Source organism: Lutimonas halocynthiae, from assembly GCF_030409835.1.
GTDB lineage: Bacteria > Bacteroidota > Bacteroidia > Flavobacteriales > Flavobacteriaceae > Lutimonas > Lutimonas halocynthiae.
Genome location: NZ_JAUFQO010000004.1, coordinates 672,142 through 696,006, shown reverse-complemented (window position 1 = coordinate 696,006; position 23,865 = coordinate 672,142). Strand labels below are relative to the sequence as shown.

Sequence of the window (23,865 nt, the reverse complement as noted above, 5' to 3'; positions counted from 1 at the left end):
CTTTTTTAACAAAACTTTAGACAAAAAATGCTAAAATAACTGTGAAGTGTTTGTATGTTTGAATAAAATTAAAATATACAACACATGAAAACTAATAAAAACATTTTAAAAATAACTCTAGGAGTATTTTTATTAACTACAGTAATTACTTTTGCAAACAACAACAATCCAATTAAAAAGAAAAAAGAAAAAGAGAATAATGAGATAGTTTCAGTTGCGAGCCCAATAGAACTAAATAAAGAATATTTAACTAATGTGCATGAAAACGCATCTCAGAAAGAGGCTAAGTTTTTGTCAAGTATTATTTCTGAATATGATGTAAAAACATCCCCGAAATTCGAAGCAAGAAGAGAATCTTTTACCACTATCTTTAAATCAAATAAGGGTGTGGCCGAAGTAACTTATGACAATGAAGGCCGTGTAATTGCAGTAGAAAAGAGATTAAAAAATGTTATTCTTCCTACTCAAATCCAACAAGTTGTTTTCAAAAGATATGAAGATTGGGTTATTGTACAAAACAAATATAATGTTTCCTTCAAACAAGGATCAGAGGTTAAGAAATCTTATTTAGTAACGATTCAAAAAGGAAACGAGAAAAAATTAATTAGAGTTAATGGATAAGAATTCATTTTAAAAAAAACATTTGCTTTTAAATTCAAAATTACCCTGGAACTCGACTCCAGGGTATTTTTTTGATACTATTTTTGTCAATTTATTCGCTAAATACATGTTCAAATTTTCTGTTTAAGTAATTTAACAAAACTTTAGACAAAAAATAGTATTAATTGTTCAGTTTGGGTGTATATTTGATTAAACTTAAAACAAGAACCCATGAAAACAACAAAAGTAATTCTCAGTTTAACAATTGCACTCTTTCTAATGACTGCACCCTTTATATTAGCTAATAATGATCCTAATAAAAATAACAACAAGGAGGCGACTACTGAAGTAACAGAAGATAAGGCAACCATAGTTGGTGTCGCCGCTTCGAATGCTGATTTTTCGACCCTAGTGGCGGCGGTGAAAGCTGCTGGCCTGGTTGAGACACTTAACTCTGAAGGTCCTTTCACTGTATTTGCACCTACTAACGATGCGTTTGCTAAGTTGCCAGAAGGAACAGTCGATTCTCTTTTGAAAGAAGAAAATAAAGGAACTTTAACATCGATTCTTACTTATCATGTAGTAGCTGGTAAATTTGCTGCTTCAGATGTATTGAAGGCCATAAAAGATAATGGAGGAAAATTTATTATTACTACTGTTAATGGAGAAAAATTAAAAGCCTACACGAAAGATGGTAAAGTAATGCTAAAAGATGCCAAAGGAAACACGGCAACAATTATTCTAACAGACGTTGAGGCCAGTAATGGTGTAATTCATGCGATTGATAGTGTAGTAATGCCTTAAGAATTCAGAAAATATTATTGAAAAAGAAAAGTTGATTACATAAATTAGCAAGTTAATTTATAAAAAAAAGCTTCGGGATACCGAAGCTTTTTTTGTTTTATACTCTAATAAGAAAATAAGGTTTTAAGGCTTATAATGTTCTTTCGAGATTTCTACGTCGAAGTAAGTCATTTCCTTTGCTTTTTCCTACTCGGTCTTCAATAACGTTTAATAATTTTTTAACCATTTCGCTGGTTGTAATGTGCTTGCGTATCATACTTTCTTCAGATTTGTGGGGGATTGTTTTTTACTGGTTTAAAAATACGATTAGATTCTGAAGAAAAATTAAAGATTTAACTGTTTTGAAAAGTTTTTTTTGTTTTTATGGTTTCTCTCATGTTGAAAAAATATTTCTATTTATATTGCTTTGAGATATGCGCACCTCGAAGACAGTAAATACCATTAATTCTCAATATATAATTGCAGGGAGAAAATATATATTCATCATGCTATTTATGTTTTGTGCACTTGGTTTTGCTCAACAGGAGGCTAAAAGCACACCTGTTAAAATTGCAGTTATTGGTCTGACACATACTCATGTTCATTGGATTTTGGGACGACCTAAGACCAATGATATAGAAATTGTAGCCATCGTTGAGCCCAACCGTGATTTGGCAGCGCGTTATGTTGCACAACATAACTTATCAACAGATCTTTTATTTGATTCAATAGATGCCATGCTTGAGAAGGTGACGCCGGATGCTGTCACAGCCTTTGGAAATATTTTTGATCATCTTAAGGTAGTTCAAATTTTTGCACCGTTCGGAATTCATGTAATGGTTGAAAAACCTTTGGCCATCAGCCTGGATCATGCTATGGATATGAAAAATTTAGCAACTAAGCACAACATACATTTACTTACAAATTATGAAACTTCCTGGTATGCTTCTCATCATAAAGCTCGTACAATGATAGAAGAAGGCAATATTGGAGAATTGAGAAAAATAGTGGCTCATGACGGACATAAAGGCCCTGAAGAAATTGGAGTGAATAACGAGTTTTTAGTTTGGTTAAAAGATCCTAAATTAAATGGAGGAGGCGCTATTACAGACTTCGGTTGTTATGGTGTTAATTTGATCACCTGGTTGAAACATGGCGAAAAACCAGTTTCGGTTACTGCCATTACCCAAACGATAAAACCTGATAAATATCCGAACGTTGATGATGAAGCCACAATCATATTAGAGTTTCCTAAAATGCAGGGTATTATCCAAGCCTCTTGGAATTGGCCAATAGCAAGAAAAGATCTTGAGATATACGGATCAGAAGGTCAGATTTATTGCAATAATTCCTCGGATATAACATACCAATTGGATGAAGAAACAGATGAAGAAGCTTTAACCCTTCCAGACTTAGCAGTACCCCTAAACGATCCTTTTGCTACTTTTGCGGCGGTAATAAAAGGAGATTTAATATTAGAACCCTTTGATCTTACAGGTTTAGACAACAATATGTTGGTTATTGAGATACTGGAAGCAGCAAAGAAAAGTGCCAAAACCGGTACCAAAGTATATTTAGATTAATGCTCAGGCCTTAAATTCGACTCTGATATGTATATAGATCATAATAACGTCCTTTTTTATCTAAGAGTTCTTGATGTTTACCTCTTTCGAAAATTTTTCCTTCTTCAATAACCAGAATTTGATCAGCCTGTTGAATGGTACTTAACCTGTGGGCTATGACAAATGTTGTTCGATCATTCATCAATGTCTGCAAACTTTTTTGAATATAAGTTTCACTTTCAGTATCTAAATTTGACGTAGCCTCATCGAGAATAATCACTTTAGGATTCGCTAATAGTGCTCTGGCAATTGAAATTCTTTGCCTTTGGCCCCCTGAAAGTTTAACACCTCGTTCTCCAATTACGGTTTCGAGGCCTTCTTCAAATCGGTCTGTGAACTCGTTCACATAAGCGCCATTTACCGCCTCTAGCAATTCAGCCTCTGTTGCATCTGGTCTTGGAAACAATATGTTTTCTCTAATGGTTCCTTCATACAAGAAATCGTCTTGTAAAACCACACCTAAATGAGACCTATAACTACTTAGATTGACATCAGAAAGATCAATGCCATCTAAAGATACAATTCCTTTATCGGGATTTAAAAACGTAGCCGCCAGACCTGCCACTGTTGATTTTCCTGAGCCAGAAGAGCCTACTAAAGCCGTAACACTTCCTGCAGGAGCAGAAAAACTGATATCATGAAGCACTTCTTTCCCTTTTTCGTATGCAAAGGAGACCTTATCGAATAGGATATCACCTTTAACCTGATCAATTTGAATTGTTCTAAGTTCTGGATTGTCTTCTTCTTCCATATTCATTAATTCTTGCGTTCGGTCAAGCCCGGCCATTGCTTCTGTGAGCTGGCTACCAATATTGCTCATCTGTACTATTGGAGCAATCATAAAACCTAAGAACAGCGTAAAAGAAACAAATTCTCCATAGGTCATTTCTCCATTCATTATGAAGTAACCTCCCATTCCCATTATGCCTGCAGACGCAAGGCCAAGAAGTAAGGCTGAAGAGCTTGTCATCATTGCCGTTGCTGTAAGGCTCTTTTTTACGTTCAGGAATAATTTTTCTACACCATCTTCAAAAGTTTTCAATTCCTGAGCTTCTGCGTTGAAGCCTTTTATGACTCTTATTCCGTTCAGTGTTTCCGTTAATCTACCGGTTACTTCAGCATTGATTTTTCCTCTAGCTCTGAAAATGGGTCGGATATAACCAAAAGCTTTTAATGCAATGAAGGCAAAAACGGCTACCGGTAAAAGAACAAATAGGGTCATGGTTGCATTGATTTTAATAAGGATAATCAATGAAATAACGGAGGTTAGCGAACCTCCTATGAGTTGTACCAATCCTGTTCCAACTAAATTTCTAACTCCCTCAACATCAGTCATAACTCTTGAGACCAATGCGCCGGATTTATTGTTATCAAAGAATCGAATAGGTAAAGTCAGTAATTTCTTTTGCACTTTTGCTCTCAATAAGGAAATTAAATGCTGGGCTTCAACCGAGAGTAATCTGGTTAAGGAAAAAGAACTAACAGCTTGAATAACAATTGATATAACAACTATAACGAGCAAAATTTTCAGTGCTTCAATATCCTGGGAAGGAATAATCTCATCAATAAGATTCTTAGTGGCATAGGGTAATACCAAGCCTGCTAAACTTTTTAAAATAATCAGGATTAAACCTGTCAACACAATTTTTTTACGAGGCCAGATGAATTCTTTAAATGCCCAAGCGAAGGAAACGTTATTTTTACTCATAACTTATGACCTTTCCAATATCAAGCCAAAACGAAAATATGTGACAAGAAGTCAGTTTAAGATATTTTTTGGATTCGAATACACAATTAAAAAACATTAATTGCGTTTAATGGAGTAGAACATTTTCAAAATAAACGCTATGAAATCACAAATTTTAAAAATTAAAGCTTTTGCTTTAGTAGTAATACTGGGACTTTCCTTGAGTGCATTTGGCTTAATGGAGACGAAAGAAAGATCTTTTCTTGACACCCATAAAGGAAGTTTATGGAAATTCGGAGAACCTGCTGAAGGACTAACAATTTATGCTCAGATCAATAAATCAGAGTCTGATCCATTCGAGATTTGGGTCTATAATGTAATAGATGAATGTTATTTATATGAAAAAATCTCTGAAGCCGGATCAACGGAAGTTATTGAAAACAGAAAGAATAAGGTACAGATCAAAATAAAAGAAAACGCTGATGAGTATGGTGTTTTTACCATGACCATTAATGGAAATGCCATGAATGTTGAGTTGGATTCGTATGAAAAGGGTAAGCTTGTAAAGGAGGAAAATTTTGTTCTGAACAGAACCTATGAAAAAGCGGATAATTTGGTAGTTTGTAAAAATTAATAAATTGATCAAAACATATTTAAAAGAACCGAAAGGTTCTTTTTTTTGGTTTGTATTCCCGAATTAGAATACTTTTATGCGATCATTTTATTAGAAATAATTAAAAAAAGCAGGAGCTTTGCTAATAAATTCGAAGGAACTAAGACAATTTAGACCTTTTTGTTGCGTTAGATAAAGTTCAAAAATAAATCAAATTTGAAACTATGAAACCATACATTTTAAGATTAAGAGCCTTTGCCTTGATAGCATTAATTTCATTTTCATTCATCGCTTGTAGTGATGAAGGAGATGAAGATGAAAAATTATTTTTAGAAACCCACGGGGATACTGTTTGGAAATTTGGTGAACCTGAAGATGACTTTAAGGTGTATGCCCAGATAAATAGTACTCCGAGTAATCCCTTTGAAATTTGGGTAAAATATGAATCCACAGATTGCTATGAATATCAAAGGATCACCGATGAAGGATCACCGGAAGTTATAGAGAACAGAGAAAATAAAGTTCAAATTCGAATTGGCGGCGATACTGGAGACTATGCTGACCTCACAATGACAATTTCGGGCAATATATTAAGAGTTGAGTTAGATTATTATGAAGATGGAGTTCTTGATGATGAAATTCAATTTGTTTTACAAAGAACAACTGATAGTACCGATGCCTTAGAGCTTTGTACATCTTAAAAAGTAGTTTAAAAAAGATATTTAAAAGAGCCCTAGGGCTCTTTTTTTATGCAATATGTTTTGATATCTCTTGATTTGAGGAAAAGAAAAGCTTAACAAAATTTATAGAATTAAATAGATAATTATTTATAATTTCATGTTTGATAAGGAAGTTGGATATCTTATGAACATTCCTGATTTACTAAAAATAATGATCGGTTGATAAATAGTATCTCTGGATTTTGATTAGGATAAACAATATTAGTAATTTTGCAACTGACTTCGGAATCGACTGATATATGATGAAAAAATACTTAATTGTTTTATTTTTTATACTTTTCGCTGGATTGAGCTCCATTTCCGCTCAGGTGACTACTGTTAATAATGCAGCTGAAAAGGAATCTATAGACAATTTCGTACTGAACGATGCAGTCACTATGTATCCAAACCCCGTAAGAAATTTTTTGATTATCCGTTCAAGTTATCCAATAACCAGAATACAGGTTTATAGTTTATTAGGAGATTTAGTAAAAGATGAGCTTGGAAACGATGTTGAACGAATTAATATGAGTTCCTTAAATTCCGGAATATATATGATCAAAATATATTCTAATCAGTTTTTTGTCACGAAGAAGTTGATCAAAAAATAGCAATAGTTTTAACTTCATTATTTCACCTTCCTGATTTATCAGATTCTAAAACAATTCATACTTGAATTGACGATTTATTCCTATTTTTAATTAATGTTTAGTCTTAAGTTTAAAAATGATTTTAAGTCTGTTTTAAATTAACCCAGAGAAAGCATTGCAGAATTAGACCTATGATCAATAGTCAAAAAAGAGGATTTTTATTACCACCAGCTGTAGGTTATTCTTTTAAGGTTTTATTGTACCTATTTGGAAATCACATGATTTCTTTAAGGTTTATGTTGCGGACCATCATTACGCTTTTAGTCAATCTGATAAACTGGCCTTTCAGAGCTTATGAGAAGCTTTTTATCAATAATAAATATATAGGGAATAAGATAAAAAAAGAGCCCATTTTTATTGTTGGTCATTGGCGCAGTGGAACGACTCATTTGCATAATATCCTTTGTCAGGATCCGCAAATGGCTTATGTTACCACCTTTCAAAGCGTCTTCCCAGATACACTGTTCAATAAAGTCGGAAGATTTATTTTTGAAGGCTTTGCTAGAATACTGATTCCTGGAACGCGAAAAGGCGATAATGTCATTCTGGGTACAAGCTTACCTCAGGAAGAAGAATTTGCCATTGGCGATAAGACTGCAATTAGCTTTTACTATTTCTGGATGTTTCCGAGGTCTTTAAAAAAGTTTTACAATCAATGTATAAGATTCAAGGGGGTTGATGATGCAAAGATAAAATCATGGAAAAAGGATTATAAATTATTAATCACAAAAGCACTTCACAACACCAAAAGAGAGCGGTTCCTTTCGAAAAACCCTCCTAATACGGGTAGGATAGGGGTGTTGCTTGAGATGTTTCCGAATGCAAAATTTATTCACATACATCGGAACCCGGTGGAGGTGTATTTATCAACGCAGAATTTTTTTAATAAAATGCTGCCACATCTTCAGCTTCAAACCATCGATCCATTGAAACTGGAGGAAGATATTATTCTTTTGTACAAAGACATTATGCAGGATTATTTGAATCAAAGAGAGATGATTCCCAAAGGGCAGCTCGTCGAAATAGCGTTTGAAGAATTAGAAAAGAATCCGAAGCTTTGTATTGAGAATTTATACAAGAGTTTAAACCTTTCTGGTTATCAGGAAAGTGAGTCAAACTTTGAATCTTATCTAGACAGCAAGAAAAGTTATAAAAAAAACAAACATCATATTACAGCAAAATTGATTCGCAAAATTCAAACAGAATGGGGTTTCGCAATGAAAGAATGGTCTTATGATGTTCCTGAACATATAGAAATTATTCATGAAGATCATAAATAAATATTTATTCATCGTTTTAATACTTTGTATTGTGCCATTGCATGCCCAGGACTCATGGGATCTTGTAAAAGAAAATGATGGGGTCAAAGTTTATACCAGAACGAATGAAGTCATGTCTTTTAAAGAGTTTAAAGCAACAATGACTGTCAAAGCAAAGGTTGAAGATTTTGTTGCTGTACTTTTTGACGTGGATGGACTAACTTCTTGGGGGCATAATATTTCAGAAGCGAAACTATTGGATAGACCAAATGATACAATTCAAATCTATTATGCTGTAGCAAAGGCCCCATGGCCTTATAAAGATCGAGATGGTATTTATAAAAATACTTTCAATTGGGATAAAAAAAACCGTTCATTAACCGTTGAAATTGAACTTTTAGAAGATGAAAGAGAGCTCAGCAAAAGTTATGTTCGTATGGATGGTTATGGCTTCTGGAGGGTTACAGAAATCTCAGCAAATCAATTGAAAATAGATTTTCAAATGCAGGTAGATCCGGGAGGTTCTATAAAGGCTTGGCTGGCAAATATGTTTGTCACAGATTCACCATATCAAACCATGACAGGAATCAGAGAGGCAATGAGTCTGGAAAAATACCAAGGAGAATCCTTTGAATTTTTAATCAAATGATCACTCTACTCTTTAGGTTTTAAGTTTTCAACGGTGAATATATTGTCATCAATTCCTTGATCGAATTTGATCTCGGTAAGAATAATTTCTGTTGAATGCTCTTTCTTGAGGTCTGTCATGACGACTTCCTTAGCATACCAGTATTTTCCTTGCTTTTTATAATTGAATTTTGCATTTTTAAAATACACCTTATTTTTATCGAAATACTCCATTCTTATGGGGTATAAATGGGTTTTATTCAAATAAACAATAATCTTTGAATAGCGTGACTTCATTGATTTCGGCATCAGCTCCAATTGATAGTTGTTGTCATCAGATGAGGATAAAATTTTCGGCGTAAAGCGCTCACTATATGAGCTTCCACTCATATCTTCATATGAAAAATCAGTTCCTGTAAAAGCCTGACTTTTGCTAAGAAGTGTCACTTTTACAGCTTTATTAAAGGCCGGCATATACAGCCAGATAATATCATCAGGAAGCGAAAGCGTCGCAATACCAATCTGTTTTTCAGGAAAGGTATACCTATATATTTTATGATACTGACCCTTTTGTTTCATGATGGCCTCTCTGACTTTTTCTTTTCCAGATTTATCCTTAAGAACCATTTTAACAAGCGCTTCTTTATCTTTTGGAGCAGACATTAATGCGTCCATTCCAGTAAGAAGAGAAGCAGCACTTTGACTATATACGGTGATCGAAAGTGTTACAAGAACAAAATAGATCCAAGTAGTTTTATAATTATTCATGTGAGTCATGAGTTTTATTTTTCTTTTTATGAATCGTGATTAATATAGCCGGGAGCAAGGTCATTGCCCCTAAACTTGAGCTAAACATACTGATAGCAATCAATATGCCGAAATATTGTAAGGGAACCATATCTGAAAATACAAGTACTAAAAACCCGGCAGAAACTGAAATCACATTGATAATAATCGCATTACCACTTATTAATAAAGTGTCTCGGATTGATTTTTCCAATTGACCCGTTTTTTCATAGATATCGTTAAAATGTGAAATAATATGAATGGAGTAGTCGATTCCAATTCCTAATGCCACACTAGCTACAAGTACGGTGGCGATATTTAAGGAAATCCCCGTAAGGCCCATAACTCCAAAAAGGATGATGATAGCAGCAATAATGGGAATCGAAGCAAATAAGCCGTTTCTGATTGATCTTAGCATAAGGCCAACGATGAGAATCACGAAAATAATAGCGATTGAGATACTGCCCAATTGACTATTAATCAAACTTCTATCCATGGTAATATCGACAAAAGGCATCCCCGTAATTTGAATTTCACAATCTTCTCTCGAGTTTTTTTGAATAAATTCATCCATATAGCTGGCAAATACTATTTTAGACTCATTATCAGGAGATTTGAACTTTGAGATGATTATTCCCTCGCTTAGGTCTTCACTTACAAAGCGCTGCATCACTTCATTGCCATCTAATAAAAACCACATTTGCTCTACCATAGCAAGATCCTCGGGGACTTCTCTTTCTCCCATAATGGCCAGATTTATTTCGGATATTAACTTGGCCACAGACATCGAACTATAAATGTCAGGGCTTTGCTCCATATACTGACTAGTTGCCATCATGGTTTTTAAAACTTCCGGATCCTGCATGTTTCCTTTGAAATGAACAAAGACGGGTTTTGTTCCTCCAAACTTTTCAACCATAATCCGTTCAGCTTCTCTGGTAGGGTTTCCTTTTTTAAAATATTCTTGAATATCTACGCTCCGCTCAATAGACATGATTCCGCTAAGACTCACTATGATGGCCAAAACCCAGAGGCTCAATATTAATTTGGTTCTTGAAAACAGGCTATTTGAAAGAGGCCTGATTATTTTATTTTCAATGAAAGAACTATTAGTTGTAGTCGTGCTATTTTTTTGCTTTGAAGCGGGTAATACTGAAAGCAATGCCGGAACAAAGAAGATCGCCATTAAACAGGCAACGAAGGTTCCTAAAGCGGTGTATAGACCAAAATCTACAATCATGTCAAGATAGGCGCCAAATACAAATGAGACGAATCCAATAACAGTGGTTATGGCAGCTAAAACCACAGGCACCATGATATAAGACAAAGCCAGTGCCACACTATTATTGATTTCTATTTTTTCTTGTTGATTTACTCTATTTACAACATGTATGGTATAGGCACTCCCTATGGCAAGTAGAATGATCGGAATATTATTTGAGATCATTGACATTGAATACCCAAGCAATGACATCGTTCCAAGAGACCAGATAATTGCAATAACCGCTGATAAAAGAGGTAAGAACACGCCTTTTAATGATCTAAAACTGATGAACAAGATGATTGCGATTAATAAAAATGCGATGGGCAGCAACAACATAAGATCACTCTTCATCAATTCAGCAATGTAGGTGATCAACATAGGAGAACCAATATAATAGAGTTTTTCGGGAAGGTTTAGGGCCTCGGTTTTGTCTAATACCTGACGCGCAACAGCATTAACATTGGCGCTGTCTTCAAGTGTAAAAATCACCAGGCATGAGGTCTCATCTTCAGACACAATTGAGCCTTTATACATCTCATTTGCAGCAATATTGCCTCTTAATTCATCGAAAGCCTCTTTTGATTGAGGAATTTCGTATTCATCAACTAATCGACCTATTTCAATACCATCATCACCACCTTTAATATTGATAATGTTGCTTAGGCTTGAAACTGAAGATATACCTTCAATTTTTGCAATGGTATCGGTTAGGGTTCTGATGTGTTCAATAACAGAAGTCTGGTAAATATTGTCAGTTTCAAGAATGACAATACCCATTCTATTACCTCCAAAATTCTGTCCAATTTTTTTGAGTAGAACAGCGTGTTTATCATCATCTGGTAGAGAGCTTAAAACATCTGCATCAATACTTAGTTTGCCGAGTTGGATTGAAAAAAAGGAGGTAAGGAGAACAACCAACACGATGATGGGCCACCTTAATTTAATGATATTTTTTGATAAGTTATCGACCTTCACAAGCTTTATAATTCAGTTTTTAAATGCTAATTTAAGCGTTTTTGAACGTTAAAATCAGCTATTCGAATTGTCAATTTCTTTAATAATTTTTGCAGGGTTTCCACCAACTACTACATTTGCTGGAACGTCTTTATTTACAATGGCTCCTGCCGCAATAACAGCCCCGTCACCAATAGTTACACCAGGATATATAATTGCTCCTCCACCAATCCATACATCATTACCTATCGTAATTGGTTTGGCGTATTCAAGCCAAGTGTTTCTTGTTTTAACATCAAGAGGATGAGTCGCCGTATAAATTTGAACATTTGGACCAACAAGCACGTTGTTGCCAATATCAACTTTCATCACATCTAGAATGACACAGTTAAAATTGAAAAAAACATTTTTACCTGTATGGATATTATAGCCATAATCACAATAAAATGGTGGCTCAACCCAGAGTCCTTTCCCGGCATTTTCAAGTAACTGATGGAGTAATTGCTTTCTTTCCTTTTTGCTGTCATCCGATAATTGATTGATCTTTTGAAAAAGAATTCTTGCACGATGCCTTTCAGCAACCAAGATCTTATCATTTGCATTGTATAATTCTCCGGAAAGCATTTTTGATTTTTCAGTCATATTCCAAGGATAAGGGTCATTGTTGTATCAAATATATACAATAATCAATTCTTATGAATAGAATTTAGGACACAATTCTTAATGATAGCAAGTCAATTATTACTTGATCTTTTGACTCAGTTCGGAAAAAGCATTGGTGCCTATTATTTTGTTTAAAGGCCAGTATTGCATTGGTTTAAAATCGGTTCAGAATATAATCTGCAAAGTAGCCCTGACTATCGGTTAGTTTATTGATAATTTTGAAATCAGTTTTGCATAGAATTTTGTCAAGGATTTGATCATTGTACTTCCTTGAAATTTCAGTTTGCATCTTTTCTCCTTTTTCAAACTTGAACGATTTGCCAATTCCTGCTATAGGAATTTCCTGAGCCACAAGGCTTACCAGGAAGCTTCGTGCAATACCTTCAATCGAGGTGTATTCTGGTGCATGCTCAAAAGTTGACAGGTCAAAGTCACCACCTAATTCATTATTGATTCTCGACAATAGATTTAAATTAAAAGCACTTGTGATTCCATGAGGGTCATCATAGGCTGGAATAACCAGCTTCTCTGATTTTATGAGGTCAACCCCTAAAATCAACTTGTCACCCGCCTTTAGATTTGCACCGATCTGGTAAATGAAACTGGCAGACTGTTCATCTGAAAGATTGCCAATATTCGATCCTAAGAATAAAATAACCTTTGGATGATGGTTTTCTTTTAAGGTCTCTAAAACACCAAAATAGTCACCGTGTTTTTTTCTGACTTGCAGGCTGGGGAATTCTTGTTCCAAATCAGAATCTAAAGACGCTAAGGCTGACATTGAAATGTCTATAGGAAGGTATTCAAAATCAAATCCGCCATCGAGCAAGGCACTTAATAATTCTTTTGTCTTGGTGCCATCTCCTGCACCTAACTCAATTAACTCAAAAAAAGTATCGGGTCGTATAGCCATCGAGCTGATCATTTCCTGATGTTTATCCTTGAAAATTTCGAATTCAGCCCTTGTGGGATAATATTCGGGCATGTTCATAATCTGAACAAATAAGTCATCTCCAACTTTGTCATAAAAGTACTTTGATGGAATGCTTTTCGGGAAATTACTAAGACCCTGTTCAACATCTTTCTTAAATTGATCTTTCATTATTTTACGAGTCTTATTCCTGTAAATTGCCATTGAGCAGTTGAAGGGAAAAAATTTCTATATGATTTTCTACTATGGCCTTTTGTAGTTCCGATTGAAGCGCCTCTTAATACCATTTGGTTTGACATAAATTTACCGTTGTATTCTCCAACAGCGCCATCCGCTATTTTAAAGCCAGGATAGGGGAGGTAGGCAGAATTAGTCCATTCCCATCTGCTGCCCCAAGATATTTGATCTGCTGCAGCTTCCCATTCAAATTCGGTTGGCAATCTTTGGCCTTTCCAGGCAGCAAATGCCATGGCCTCATAGTACGAAATATGATTTACAAAGTCATTAGGATCAACATGAACCAAACCATCTAAGGTATAATGCATCCACCCTTCTTTTTTACTTCTCCAGTAAAGGGGTGCTTTCATATCCAGGTTTGAAATCCATGCCCAGCCTTCATCTAACCAATAGTTGAAATTGCTATAGCCGCCTGCTTCAATAAAATCAATATATTCTTTGTTTGTTACCAGATTTTCTGAAATCTCAAAAGAGTCTAGATATACCTTATGTCTGTTTAATTCATTGTCATAACAAAATTCTTTTCCATCATAACCTATTTCATAGATACCTGCCTCGATTTTTTTCCATTCCGTATTTTTGGATATAGGATTTTGTTTTTGGGAATTTCCAGAAGGAGTAAAGTTGATCGGATTTAAGGAAAGACTGTATTTTATATCAGTTTGCAGAAGCTCCTGATGCTGTTCTTCATGTTGTATTCCTAAATTCACAAGTTCTAAAACATTCTTGTCAACTATGTTCTCTAGCAGGGCTTCAATATGTTTATTTACATGGGCTCTATAATCAAATATATCTGAGATGTACGGCCTGCTTAACAAGCCACGATTATTCCTCAAAACCCTTTCTCCTAAAGTATTGTAATAGCTGTTGAATAAAAACGCATAATGATCATTAAACAATTTATATTTTGGTAAATAATTTTTGAGAATCATTTCTTCAAAAAACCATGTGCTATGCGCCAAATGCCATTTTACAGGGCTTGTGAATTCAGCGCCTTGAAGGTTAAAATCTTCAGGTTCAAGACCATTACATAGATGTAGTGTATGCCTTCGTGTAGTAGAATACTTTTCTAAAATACTAATCATTAATGGGGGCTATAATAGGGATGATTAAAATACGGATTTACTTTCTAATGACAAAGTTGAGGCTATTATTAGTAAGGAGTTTGTCATAAAAGGCCACAAAATTTACTAATTGGTTCAAATAAGTATGGAAATGATTTTAGTAAAGCGATTGAATCAAAGTTTCTCTTTTGAGAACCTTCTGATGATGACCCGCGTTCCTTTATCGTAATTGAAATAACTCCAGGCCCAATTCATGAAAACGACCATTCTGTTTCTGAAATCAACCAGTAGCATGAGGTGTACAAACATCCAGATGTACCAACCGATGATGCCACTAATTTTAAAATGAGGGAGGTCAACCACCGCGTGATTTCTGCCAATGGTGGCCATGGTTCCTTTATCGTTATAAAAAAACGGTTTCATAGCTTCTCCTTTTGCCAGTCTATTGAAGTTTTTAGCCAATTGACTTCCTTGTTGTTCAGCAACTGAGGCCAACATGGCATTTCCTTCAGGATATTTATCTGATTTCATAAAAGCTACATCTCCAACAGCATAGACATCCTCCATTCCATTTATTTTGTTTTCCCCATCAACCCAAATTCTGTTGCCTCTAACTACAAGTTCTTTTGAAATTCCTTCAGGGAAATGTCCTTTAATTCCGGCTGCCCAAATCAATGTTCTTGATTCGAATGATTTTTCATCAGTTTTGGCAACAGCTCCATCATAGCTCAATACACGGTTATTAAGCCACACATAGACCCCTCTTTTCTTTAGATATTTTTCGGCTTTTTCTGACGATTCTTCACTCATACTGGCCAGTACCCTTTCATCAGATTCAATGATATTAATTTGCATCCGCCGTATATCCAGATCAGGATAATCATTGGGTAATACATGCTCCTTTAATTCGGCCAATGAGCCGGCAACTTCTATTCCGGTAGGTCCTGCACCTACAATAACGAAGTTCATTAAACGCTCTCTTTCCGTAAGGTCAGAGGTATTCAAAGCTTCCTCAAAATTTTGAATGATCAGGCTTCTAAGATTTAAGGCTTCGATTACATCCTTCATAGGCATAGCAAACTTCTCGATATCTTTCATGCCAAAAAAATTGGAGCTGGCTCCCGTAGCGATAATCAATTTATCATAACTGATTTCTCCAATAGATGTGATAATTTTTTTCTTTTCAGCATCAATTTTTTCAGTTTTAGCCAACCTGAAAAAAAAATTCTTTTTGCCTTTAAATATTTTTCGGATAGGGTATACAATTGAGTCTGGCTCTAAGCCACTGCTCGCTACTTGGTAAAGTAATGGCTGAAAAGTATGGTAGTTATGCTGATCGATGAGTACGATCTGATATTTGTTCCCATTTATTTTTTTACAGAATTTAAGTCCTGCAAAACCACAGCCTATGATAACAATTCTGGGAAGGTCAATTTGTGGGATGTTCATAAGCTTAATTTAGTGCTATTTTGACTTTTTATTTAGCCATAGATTTCGCCTGTTTGATACTTCCTTTGATGGTTCTTTCATCAAATAGGTATCATATGCTTTGTTTTCAACGAAGGTCATTTCTGTTTTGTATTGTTTTGCATACCGGTTATAGACTACTTTGACAACATCTCCTGCATTGTATGTCATAAAAAAGTCATTTGGTTTGACCTTGTTATTTGTCAGTTTGCCGTCAATAGAAACAATTTGATCTCCTTTAGACAGACCAGCTATATAAGAAGATGAACCTTTTTGAGGATTTGAACTTAATAACCATTTGTTATTCACGTTTTGAAGTTGAGCTCCAAAATTCGGCTTCTGCTCATATTTATTCTTGAATCCGATACCAACCGAAGCAAGCAAAGATTTGTAATCGGGCATGTCGCTTTGGTAAATATACCTGTTAAAAAACCCGCTGCTATAAGACATTGAGACATATTCAGCCAGGGTGTCTTCAAGGTTTTTTACTGTGTATGGAATTTCATTTTTTCCGAATTTTTCCCAAACCAGTCGCATATAGCCGTCAAGTGTTTTGTCACCTTCTAAGTTTCTTAGACTTAAATCTAGCGCGAGACCTATTACGTTACCATAAGAATAGTACGATATAAAAGTGTTTTCCCAGTTTACCTGATCTACTGCAGTGGCTGCATCTACAAATGGCGCCTGATAGCTCATTTCAATCGGGTTAAAATAGTTTCGTGCCGGAGAATTCCAAACATATCCTAATACATTGGATAAACCAGATGCATAATTTTCTCTTGAGATGATCCCGGCTCTGCACAGGGTAAGCTTCGTGTAGTAACTTGTAAACCCTTCCGCAAACCATAATTCTCCTGACATATTTGCCTCTGTGTAATCAAACGGCTCAAGAGACGCTGGTCTGATTCTTTCAACATTCCAGGCATGAAAAAATTCATGAGCAACAGTACCAATATTTTCTTGATCTCCTCCTTCTGACAATGATTTTAAATCGGTTAGAATGGTTGAATTTCGATGTTCCATGCCGTCACCAGTTATGTTTGACATATAACAGGCTAAAAAAGTATAGGTGTCGAAATCAAATGCAGGAAGTTCTCCAAAAACGGCAACTTCTTCCTTTACAATATGTTTTACATTTTCAAAATAGTCGTCAAAGCCTTCTAGATTATCAGCCTGATGTAAAACAAAATTGATATGATATGTTTTGCCATTTGAATCCATTGTAAAGCTTTTCATCCCATGATCACTTATTTCAATCGGACTATCCATAAAATAATCAAGATTCGGAGCAAAATATTCGTTCTCAGAAAGTTGTTTTAATTGTGTGGCAACTTTCCAGTTTAGATCTTTTCTTGGATCAAACCTGATATGAATAGGGCTTTTCTCGTATTGAGGAGAATAGATAAAAGTAGCGGGAACATTAAGATGTGCATGTGTTTCATCTACCTGAGAATAGGTTCCGTCACCATGATTGGCAAAAAGTGTATAGCTAATTTTAATAGTGCCCTTATGACCTGACACATCCCATTGGTATGGATTTGGTCGGTTAACTACAAGCTCATTTCCTTTTCCATCTTCAGCTTTAAAACCATATACATTTTTTGCAAATTCATGTATGGCATAACGACCAGGGGAAGTTCGGCTCATTCTGACTGATAAAGTGTCTGGAGACACGTCAGTATAATGAATTGAAATTTGAGCCTCGTGATGAATGGCATTTTTGAAAGATACCTCGTATTCAATTATTGACTGAGAGTAAACGGTTCCTATTGTCAATAAACATAGGAAGATAGCGTATGTAGATAGTTTCATTGGATTGTTGGCGGCATTAATTGGCACGTAAATATATTCATTATAAACGCAAAATCATAGTGACATGTTTAATTATAGTTTAATGAAAAAAGAGATACCTTTGTGGCATATGGAAAACGGGAAAATTAACAAGCTACAGATCCTAGCAACAAGCCAGGCGGGATATAATTTGAAGGATGATAAGGGTGAGGAGATCTTTCTACCTATTGACCAAATAGAGGAGTCACAAGAGGTTGGAACATCTTTGGATGTGTTTGTTTATAAAGACAAAACTAGAATGGCTACTACAAAGTCACCTTTGGCACAGATAGATCAATTTGCTTTTTTAAAGGTTAAGTATTTGACTGAAGCAGGTGCCTATGTTGATTGGGGATTGGATACAGAATTATTTGTTCCAAAGGAAGAACAAATGGAAGAATTGAAGGTAGATGAGTCGTATCTGATTTTTGTATTTGAGAATGAAGAAACCGGTGTTATTAGGGGGTCTCAAAGAGTCGAAGATTTTGTTTTTCACGAAAAAGTTGATGTAGTAAGAGGAGATGAGGTCAGTTTATTGTTATATCGAGAAAGTGAGTTGGGAATTAATGCTGTCATTAATAATATGTTTCAAGGCTTAATTTTTAAATCAGATATTCATAAGGAGGTTAAAGTAGGAGAGCAGGTTACTGGCTATGTGAAAAAAGTAAGAGAAGATGGCAAAATAGACCTTATGCTAGAACCTTTGGGTTATAAAAAAAGTGTAGAGTCAAACACTGACATTTTGTTGAGGGCAATTAAGGGATCTGAAGATTTTTTACCACTTACAGATAAAAGTGATCCGGCAGAAATTAAGAAAACACTAGGGCTAAGTAAAAAAGCATTCAAACGCGCAGCAGGTCATCTCTATAAAAACAAGCTTATAGAAATTCGCCAAGATGGGTTGTATCTTTTAAAAAATGAGTAATACTTACTTTACGACCAAAGGATTCATCCACTTAAATTGATGCTGGGTATCTGGAATAACGATCCTTTCGGCAATGCGTTCCATTCTTTCAGGTAATTTCATTAAATATGCTCTGGCTTTTTCAGCTTCAGCTGTCAAACCTGAAACCTTATCGATTTCCCAGGCATTATTTAACTTCCTCATGATATCTACATAATCAAAACTTGTGTAAACACCTGCTCTTTGAGCTACTTCTGAGAACCTTTCAAATAAAGATCCTTCTGCCTCAAAAGACTCTCTTAAATGCATGGCTGGCATTGTAATTTTCATTTTCATCATGTCAAAATAGGCCAACATCATTTCACTAGGATCTACTGCAAAAATTTGTCTAACAAATTCAGTATAGGCTTTATGATGTCTCATTTCATCTCCGGCAATGATTTTACACATTTTACCGAGATTTTTCATGCCTGCTTTTCTGGCTATTTTAGCAACATTATTGTGCGATACATATGTAGCCAATTCCTGAAAACTGGTATAGACAAAGTTTTTATATGGATCTCTTGAGGTACCAATGTCAAAACCATCTGCAATCAAATGTTGCGTAGTAACTTCAACTTCTCTCATATTAACCCGTCCAGACAAATAAATATATTTGTTTAAGACGTCACCATGACGGTTTTCTTCAGCAGTCCACATTCTAATCCATTTAGCCCAGCCGTTATCGCCATCTTCACCATGCTGCGTAATTCCATCAAGGTCCATTAACCATGATTCATAGGTAGGTAAAGCCTCTTCAGTTATCATATCTCCCACAAGTGAAATCCAGAAATCATTATTTAGATCTTTAGAAAGTTCTCTTATCTCTTCCACCTCGTTCATAAAACTATCAGATTGAGGGTTTGGTAGAAAATCAGTGGGTTGCCAAATTTTTTCTGGTGGTATCAAATAATCGGTCAGAAAGCCATCAACATTTTTCTCTAGCGTTTGCATTACTTCCTTACGTATATTTTTAATCGACATACTTTTTTGGGTTTAATATGAGTTGCGAAGGTAATTAGTTTTTATTAAAACTGCTTAATAATTGTTAATTCTGCATCATTTATTGCTTTTTTTCTCATAAAATGGAAAGTTTTGATTTCATAATCTCCTGCTTAATTGGAATTTATAGTTAAAAAACCTAATTTAGGCCTCCAAACCTGAACCGCAAAAACATGCTCTTAAACATATTAGTAGGATTAATTGTTATTGGATTAACCGTTGTCCTTCAGGGCTATGGAACTATGTATTGGGTGCGTAGATATGACGCCAAAAGAAGTACTCAAACCAAAAAAAAATTTAATAAACAAGGCGTTCAACTTCTAATCACAACGGCAATTTTTTTGATTTTTATACATCTTATTCAAGCTGGAATTTGGGCTTGTGTTTACATGTTCCTTCCAGGTGTTACCGAATTCGAAACATTTGAAAAATCGCTTTATTTTTCATTGGTCACTTTCACTACCTTAGGGTATGGAGAAATAACTATAGCTTCATCAAATAGGATTTTAGCTGGTCTTGAGGCAATAAATGGAATTACTGTTATAGGTTGGTCTACCGCATTTATGTTTGCCATTTTCCAGGAACTAATGAAAAAAGGTGTCAAAGAATCACATGCCAACTAATTATTGACCTAGATTGCACTATGTAAATTGTTGAAATTTTTATGAAAAAAGATAAAAGTTCTATTAAAAAAGTAAGCCTAATTGTTCTTCTGATTACGGGAATATTCTTTGTTTGGTATGTTATTTCAGACAGGTACACGCCTTATACCGATCAAGGTAGAATTCAAGGTTTAATTACACCAGTAAGCCCAAGGGTATCAGGCTTTGTTACTGATATTAAAGTTGATTTACATTCGAGGGTAAATGCTGGAGATACACTCTTTCAACTTGATAAAAGACCCTTTGAAATTGCGATACTAATAGCTGAAGCAGAAATTGACAATTCAACTCAATCAGTAGCGGCAAGCTCAGCTTCTGTAAAGTCTTCAGCAGGAAAACTTGGTGTGGCAAAGGCGCAACTAGACAGAGCTCAAAGAAACTGGAATAGGGTTCAAAAAGTCATGGAAGAAAATGAAGGTGCCTTATCTGAATCGGATAAGGATCAATCTGAAACGGCCTTGCTTCAGGCTATAGAACAGGTAGCATCAGCAGAAGCCAGTCTTGAAAGATCAAAACAGTCATTAGGTGATTCCGGCCCTGATAATCCAAAAATAAGAAGAGCGATTCAAAACCTTGAAAAGGCCCTTTTAGACCTCGAATTTTCAACCGTTATTGCCCCTACTGATGGGGTGATTGAAAGTTTTGAGGTAGATCTAGGATATTATGCTAATGCAGGGCAACCTATCACCACACTTATTTCAAATTCTGATGTTTGGATCCAGGCCAATTTGAAAGAGAACAATTTATCTAGGATGGAAATTGACGACGAGGTTGAATTTCTGCTTGATATAGCCCCGGGAAAAATATTCCTTGGAAAAGTAAAGAGTTTGGGTTTTGGTGTTGCTACTGGTGAGACTAATAAAGGTGGGCTTCCTACTATATCAGAGAAAAAAGGATGGCTTCAGGATCCTCAGCGATTTCCAGTGATCATCACATGTGATGATCCCAGTGTAAAGGATCTTTATCGGTTGGGTGGTCAGGTTGATGTAGTGGTATACACCGGGGATAATTTTGTTTTAAATGGTGTTGCAGGTCTTAGATTAAAGATAATTTCTATGCTTTCTTATGTTAGATAAACTACAAAACATAACTATTTTTTCTATAGAATGGAGGGCATTAATTCCCGTTCTAAGATATGTTCTGGGTTCCTGTTTTATACTGGGTGTCACTTCGCTCATGAATTACGATCTGGCATACCTTACTTCGGTACTTGCGCTTGGCTATTTAGCACCTGGTGCTAAACCACTTGGATTTAAGCAAGGGGTCGGTTTTATTTTGGCCTTGACTATTATTACAGGTCTCACTGTCATTTTTACCGAATTGTTTTTGGAATATGCTATGGTGTTTATGCCTTTATTACTTTTATCTCTTATGTGGTTATATTATACAGATAAGCTTCCAATGATGGTGAAACTATTCTCTCTAGTGAGTTTGGTCATTATCCCTTTTGTCTCTATTGATGCTGGCGCTATAGGAAGTTATGTAGCTGTTATATTGGTGTTTAATGCCTTTATGGCGATTATTTTGTCTCAATTGGTGTTTATGATTTTCCCACTTTGTGAGGCAGATATTCCTTTTGAGAAGAAAAAGAAAGAGGCAGGAAAGCAAACAGAAGCTGAACGCTATAAATATGCTGTAGGCATCATTTTGATTCTGCTTCCAGTGTTTCTATTGTTTTATATATTCAAGCTATCTAATAGTGTTTTAGTATTAGTTTTTATTGCGATATTATCTATAAGTCCGGCACTTTCAAATCCAAAAGTTGGTCTTGTGATGATTGCCGCGAATATACTTGGAGGTGTTTTTGGTATTCTGGCCTACAGAATGTTGACAATTGTTCCAAATTTTATTTTTTTGATCCTGATCGCTTTGAGCATAGGCCTATTCTTTGGAAGCCGCTTGTTCTCTGATAATAAATATGCAAGTATTTATGGAAGTGGGTTTTCGACTTTTCTATTAATTCTAGGTTCCGTGACCTCGTCGGATTCTGAGGCAGCAAGTGAGGTGTGGAGCCGTGTAATTCAAATCTCTATTGCCGTTATCTATGTTGTGACAGCCGTTGGTATTATGAATCGAATTGTTAATGTAAGAAAGGAAAAGTCAATATGAAAACTTCATTTAAATATGGCCTGTTGATGATCCTTCTAGGATGTATTTTCCTTCCATTGAATAGTTGTAAAGTTGGAGCTGATTATGAACGTCAGGAAATGAAGGGCCCTGAAGTTTTTTCACAGGATTTCCCAAAAGATAGCAGCATCTCTAACTTACCTTGGTGGAAACTGTTTAATGACAGTATTTTAGTTGACCTTATTGATACCGCTTTGGTCAATAATAAGAATATTCAGATAGCTATTTCAAGGATAGAAGAGGCTCAGTTAGAAATTGATATCGCCAAAGCTGATTATTACCCGTTAATTGGTTACAATGCCTATGGTGCCAGTTTAGCAAATTCAGAAGTTTCTGGTCTGTCAAATCAAGTAGGAGGAGGCCTTAATGTTTCCTATACGGTTGATTTGTGGCAGAAGATAAAAAGCATGAATAAGATTGCCTTACAAAATTATCTTGCCACAGAAGATGCGTATAAGTCGCTGAATATTAGCATAGTGTCTACGGTTGCGGGCGCTTATGTATCACTGAGGGATATAGATAACAGAATTATTATTTCTGAAAAAACAACAAAAAATTTTCAGGAGAATCTCGATGTAATGCAAGCCAGATTTAATGGGGGATTTATTAGTGAAGTAGATCTTTATCAGGCTAAAATCCAGGTAAGGCAAGCAAAAATTTCCCTAGAGATTTTCAACAGATCAAGAGTCCAGATTGAAAATGCCATTAGCGTTTTGTTAGGAACTGCACCCAGAAGTATTCCAAGAGGTTTGCCATTATACAATCAGATTTCTGTCCCAGAAATACCGGTAGGCCTGCCTTCTGAACTTTTAGACAGGAGGCCAGATATTGTTCAGGCAGAAAGAAGGCTTCACGCTCAAACCCTTAGGATAGGTGTTGCCGAGGCATTAAAATACCCTTCACTGACCCTTAGCCTTGATATGGGAGCACAGTTAGTAAATCCTTCATTTTTATTTGCAGATTTGGGTGCTCAGTTATTGGGACCTATCTTTAATGCAGGAAGACTGAGAAGAAATGTAGAGGTAGAGGAAGCCAGGACCAGGCAATTATTATTAGACTATGAAGCTTCTTATTTGTTAGCTTTACAAGAAGTTGAGGATGCCATGATTGCTGTTCAGACATATAGAATGGAGTATAAGCTGAGAAATGAGCAGATGTTAATGGCTACCAAAGCTGCAGAGCTTGCCTGGGTGCGTTATGATGGGGGACTGACAAGTTATCTGGAAGTTTTGAGTCTTCAAGGCTCTCAGTTTGATACAGAATTAAGGGCTTCTGAAGCTTTTAAAAATCAAATAACCTCAATAGTGAGTCTATACGAAGCCCTGGGAGGAGGCTGGTATGAAAACACGGAAGATATAGAAGAATTGAACTAATT

At 35.5% G+C, this 23,865-nt stretch carries 22 protein-coding genes; 13 read left to right on the top strand and 9 right to left on the bottom strand.

What is annotated here, in order from left to right; genetic code table 11:
• The first annotated feature begins 84 nt into the window (after window positions 1-84).
• The 3 genes from QWY87_RS08925 to QWY87_RS08915 all read left to right on the top strand — a co-directional run bounded on the left by QWY87_RS08925 (window position 85) and on the right by QWY87_RS08915 (window position 2,966).
• Window positions 85-621 (top strand): hypothetical protein, encoded by a 537-nt coding sequence (locus QWY87_RS08925; protein WP_290290393.1) that lies wholly within the window; start codon window positions 85-87, stop codon window positions 619-621.
• 210 nt (window positions 622-831) lie between these two features.
• The gene (locus QWY87_RS08920; protein ID WP_290290392.1) at window positions 832-1,404 is read left to right on the top strand and encodes a fasciclin domain-containing protein; all 573 of its coding nucleotides are present in this window, start codon (window positions 832-834) and stop codon (window positions 1,402-1,404) included.
• Between the two features lie 413 nt (window positions 1,405-1,817).
• A complete protein-coding gene (locus tag QWY87_RS08915; RefSeq protein ID WP_290290391.1) occupies window positions 1,818-2,966 on the top strand; it encodes a Gfo/Idh/MocA family protein in 1,149 nt (382 codons plus the stop codon).
• A 10-nt stretch (window positions 2,967-2,976) separates the two neighbouring features.
• Here QWY87_RS08915 and QWY87_RS08910 read toward each other — a convergent pair whose 3' ends face one another.
• Window positions 2,977-4,713: an ABC transporter ATP-binding protein gene (locus tag QWY87_RS08910; protein WP_290290389.1), complete on the bottom strand. Its 1,737-nt coding sequence runs from the start codon at window positions 4,711-4,713 to the stop codon at window positions 2,977-2,979.
• A gap of 139 nt (window positions 4,714-4,852) precedes the next feature.
• Between QWY87_RS08910 and QWY87_RS08905 the strand changes: the two genes are divergently transcribed.
• From QWY87_RS08905 to QWY87_RS08885, 5 genes are all read left to right on the top strand, one after another.
• Window positions 4,853-5,326: a hypothetical protein gene (locus QWY87_RS08905; RefSeq protein ID WP_290290388.1), complete on the top strand. Its 474-nt coding sequence runs from the start codon at window positions 4,853-4,855 to the stop codon at window positions 5,324-5,326.
• A gap of 203 nt (window positions 5,327-5,529) precedes the next feature.
• Window positions 5,530-6,006 carry a hypothetical protein gene (locus tag QWY87_RS08900; protein ID WP_290290387.1) on the top strand — a complete coding sequence of 159 codons (477 nt, stop codon included), beginning with the start codon at window positions 5,530-5,532 and terminating at the stop codon, window positions 6,004-6,006.
• A 281-nt stretch (window positions 6,007-6,287) separates the two neighbouring features.
• Complete coding sequence (locus QWY87_RS08895; protein ID WP_290290385.1) at window positions 6,288-6,635, top strand: T9SS type A sorting domain-containing protein; 348 nt, start codon at window positions 6,288-6,290, stop codon at window positions 6,633-6,635.
• A 170-nt stretch (window positions 6,636-6,805) separates the two neighbouring features.
• Window positions 6,806-7,954 (top strand): sulfotransferase family protein, encoded by a 1,149-nt coding sequence (locus QWY87_RS08890; protein ID WP_290290384.1) that lies wholly within the window; start codon window positions 6,806-6,808, stop codon window positions 7,952-7,954.
• On the top strand, window positions 7,938-8,582 hold the full coding sequence (locus QWY87_RS08885) for an START domain-containing protein (protein WP_290290383.1): 645 nt from the start codon (window positions 7,938-7,940) through the stop codon (window positions 8,580-8,582). Before QWY87_RS08890 ends, QWY87_RS08885 begins: the two co-directional genes overlap by 17 nt.
• A 5-nt stretch (window positions 8,583-8,587) precedes the next feature.
• Here QWY87_RS08885 and QWY87_RS08880 read toward each other — a convergent pair whose 3' ends face one another.
• The 7 genes from QWY87_RS08880 to QWY87_RS08850 form a co-directional block, all read right to left on the bottom strand.
• Window positions 8,588-9,328 (bottom strand): outer membrane lipoprotein-sorting protein, encoded by a 741-nt coding sequence (locus QWY87_RS08880; RefSeq protein WP_290290380.1) that lies wholly within the window; start codon window positions 9,326-9,328, stop codon window positions 8,588-8,590.
• Window positions 9,321-11,585, bottom strand: a complete 2,265-nt coding sequence (locus QWY87_RS08875; RefSeq protein WP_290290378.1) for an efflux RND transporter permease subunit — start codon at window positions 11,583-11,585, stop codon at window positions 9,321-9,323. Before QWY87_RS08875 ends, QWY87_RS08880 begins: the two co-directional genes overlap by 8 nt.
• Before the next feature lie 54 nt (window positions 11,586-11,639).
• Window positions 11,640-12,206, bottom strand: a complete 567-nt coding sequence (locus QWY87_RS08870) for a sugar O-acetyltransferase (protein WP_290290376.1) — start codon at window positions 12,204-12,206, stop codon at window positions 11,640-11,642.
• A 175-nt stretch (window positions 12,207-12,381) separates the two neighbouring features.
• Complete coding sequence (locus tag QWY87_RS08865) at window positions 12,382-13,329, bottom strand: L-histidine N(alpha)-methyltransferase (RefSeq protein ID WP_290290374.1); 948 nt, start codon at window positions 13,327-13,329, stop codon at window positions 12,382-12,384.
• Entirely contained in the window at window positions 13,329-14,480 is a 1,152-nt protein-coding gene (egtB, locus tag QWY87_RS08860; RefSeq protein WP_290290373.1) for an ergothioneine biosynthesis protein EgtB, read from the bottom strand. Before egtB ends, QWY87_RS08865 begins: the two co-directional genes overlap by 1 nt.
• 153 nt (window positions 14,481-14,633) lie before the next feature.
• Complete coding sequence (locus tag QWY87_RS08855; protein WP_290290371.1) at window positions 14,634-15,908, bottom strand: NAD(P)/FAD-dependent oxidoreductase; 1,275 nt, start codon at window positions 15,906-15,908, stop codon at window positions 14,634-14,636.
• A gap of 15 nt (window positions 15,909-15,923) precedes the next feature.
• Window positions 15,924-17,738, bottom strand: coding sequence for a M61 family metallopeptidase (locus tag QWY87_RS08850; RefSeq protein ID WP_290290369.1), 1,815 nt, complete (start codon window positions 17,736-17,738; stop codon window positions 15,924-15,926).
• Window positions 17,739-17,820: 82 nt separating this feature from the next.
• Here QWY87_RS08850 and QWY87_RS08845 point away from each other — a divergent pair, with 82 nt between their 5' ends.
• Window positions 17,821-18,681 (top strand): CvfB family protein, encoded by an 861-nt coding sequence (locus QWY87_RS08845; RefSeq protein WP_290290367.1) that lies wholly within the window; start codon window positions 17,821-17,823, stop codon window positions 18,679-18,681.
• 3 nt (window positions 18,682-18,684) lie between these two features.
• Here the strand turns inward: QWY87_RS08845 and QWY87_RS08840 are convergent, their stop codons facing one another.
• Window positions 18,685-19,683 carry an acyl-ACP desaturase gene (locus QWY87_RS08840; RefSeq protein ID WP_290290366.1) on the bottom strand — a complete coding sequence of 333 codons (999 nt, stop codon included), beginning with the start codon at window positions 19,681-19,683 and terminating at the stop codon, window positions 18,685-18,687.
• Between the two features lie 191 nt (window positions 19,684-19,874).
• Between QWY87_RS08840 and QWY87_RS08835 the strand changes: the two genes are divergently transcribed.
• The 4 genes from QWY87_RS08835 to QWY87_RS08820 are packed head-to-tail and all read left to right on the top strand — an operon-like array spanning window position 19,875 to window position 23,863.
• Entirely contained in the window at window positions 19,875-20,324 is a 450-nt protein-coding gene (locus tag QWY87_RS08835) for a potassium channel family protein (protein WP_290290364.1), read from the top strand.
• 41 nt (window positions 20,325-20,365) lie between these two features.
• Window positions 20,366-21,439, top strand: a complete 1,074-nt coding sequence (locus tag QWY87_RS08830) for an HlyD family secretion protein (RefSeq protein WP_290290363.1) — start codon at window positions 20,366-20,368, stop codon at window positions 21,437-21,439.
• Window positions 21,429-22,472, top strand: coding sequence for a hypothetical protein (locus tag QWY87_RS08825; RefSeq protein WP_290290361.1), 1,044 nt, complete (start codon window positions 21,429-21,431; stop codon window positions 22,470-22,472). The genes QWY87_RS08830 and QWY87_RS08825 overlap by 11 nt, the downstream gene beginning before the upstream one ends.
• Window positions 22,469-23,863, top strand: coding sequence for an efflux transporter outer membrane subunit (locus QWY87_RS08820; RefSeq protein WP_290290359.1), 1,395 nt, complete (start codon window positions 22,469-22,471; stop codon window positions 23,861-23,863). Before QWY87_RS08825 ends, QWY87_RS08820 begins: the two co-directional genes overlap by 4 nt.
• The last annotated feature ends 2 nt before the right edge of the window (window positions 23,864-23,865 follow it).

Excerpts from the sequence above, each read along its gene's own strand:
- QWY87_RS08890 (WP_290290384.1), top strand. The coding sequence starts at position 6,806 with ATGATCAATAGTCAAAAAAGAGGATTTTTATTACCACCAGCTGTAGGT.
- QWY87_RS08895 (WP_290290385.1), top strand. The coding sequence starts at position 6,288 with ATGAAAAAATACTTAATTGTTTTATTTTTTATACTTTTCGCTGGATTG.
- egtB (WP_290290373.1), bottom strand. The coding sequence starts at position 14,480 with ATGATTAGTATTTTAGAAAAGTATTCTACTACACGAAGGCATACACTA.
- QWY87_RS08825 (WP_290290361.1), top strand. The coding sequence starts at position 21,429 with ATGTTAGATAAACTACAAAACATAACTATTTTTTCTATAGAATGGAGG.
- QWY87_RS08820 (WP_290290359.1), top strand. The coding sequence starts at position 22,469 with ATGAAAACTTCATTTAAATATGGCCTGTTGATGATCCTTCTAGGATGT.
- QWY87_RS08920 (WP_290290392.1), top strand. The coding sequence starts at position 832 with ATGAAAACAACAAAAGTAATTCTCAGTTTAACAATTGCACTCTTTCTA.
- QWY87_RS08925 (WP_290290393.1), top strand. The coding sequence starts at position 85 with ATGAAAACTAATAAAAACATTTTAAAAATAACTCTAGGAGTATTTTTA.
- QWY87_RS08915 (WP_290290391.1), top strand. The coding sequence starts at position 1,818 with ATGCGCACCTCGAAGACAGTAAATACCATTAATTCTCAATATATAATT.
- QWY87_RS08845 (WP_290290367.1), top strand. The coding sequence starts at position 17,821 with ATGAAAAAAGAGATACCTTTGTGGCATATGGAAAACGGGAAAATTAAC.
- QWY87_RS08910 (WP_290290389.1), bottom strand. The coding sequence starts at position 4,713 with ATGAGTAAAAATAACGTTTCCTTCGCTTGGGCATTTAAAGAATTCATC.
- QWY87_RS08865 (WP_290290374.1), bottom strand. The coding sequence starts at position 13,329 with ATGAAAGATCAATTTAAGAAAGATGTTGAACAGGGTCTTAGTAATTTC.
- QWY87_RS08835 (WP_290290364.1), top strand. The coding sequence starts at position 19,875 with ATGCTCTTAAACATATTAGTAGGATTAATTGTTATTGGATTAACCGTT.
- QWY87_RS08870 (WP_290290376.1), bottom strand. The coding sequence starts at position 12,206 with ATGACTGAAAAATCAAAAATGCTTTCCGGAGAATTATACAATGCAAAT.
- QWY87_RS08840 (WP_290290366.1), bottom strand. The coding sequence starts at position 19,683 with ATGTCGATTAAAAATATACGTAAGGAAGTAATGCAAACGCTAGAGAAA.
- QWY87_RS08830 (WP_290290363.1), top strand. The coding sequence starts at position 20,366 with ATGAAAAAAGATAAAAGTTCTATTAAAAAAGTAAGCCTAATTGTTCTT.
- QWY87_RS08850 (WP_290290369.1), bottom strand. The coding sequence starts at position 17,738 with ATGAAACTATCTACATACGCTATCTTCCTATGTTTATTGACAATAGGA.
- QWY87_RS08885 (WP_290290383.1), top strand. The coding sequence starts at position 7,938 with ATGAAGATCATAAATAAATATTTATTCATCGTTTTAATACTTTGTATT.
- QWY87_RS08900 (WP_290290387.1), top strand. The coding sequence starts at position 5,530 with ATGAAACCATACATTTTAAGATTAAGAGCCTTTGCCTTGATAGCATTA.
- QWY87_RS08905 (WP_290290388.1), top strand. The coding sequence starts at position 4,853 with ATGAAATCACAAATTTTAAAAATTAAAGCTTTTGCTTTAGTAGTAATA.
- QWY87_RS08880 (WP_290290380.1), bottom strand. The coding sequence starts at position 9,328 with ATGAATAATTATAAAACTACTTGGATCTATTTTGTTCTTGTAACACTT.
- QWY87_RS08855 (WP_290290371.1), bottom strand. The coding sequence starts at position 15,908 with ATGAACATCCCACAAATTGACCTTCCCAGAATTGTTATCATAGGCTGT.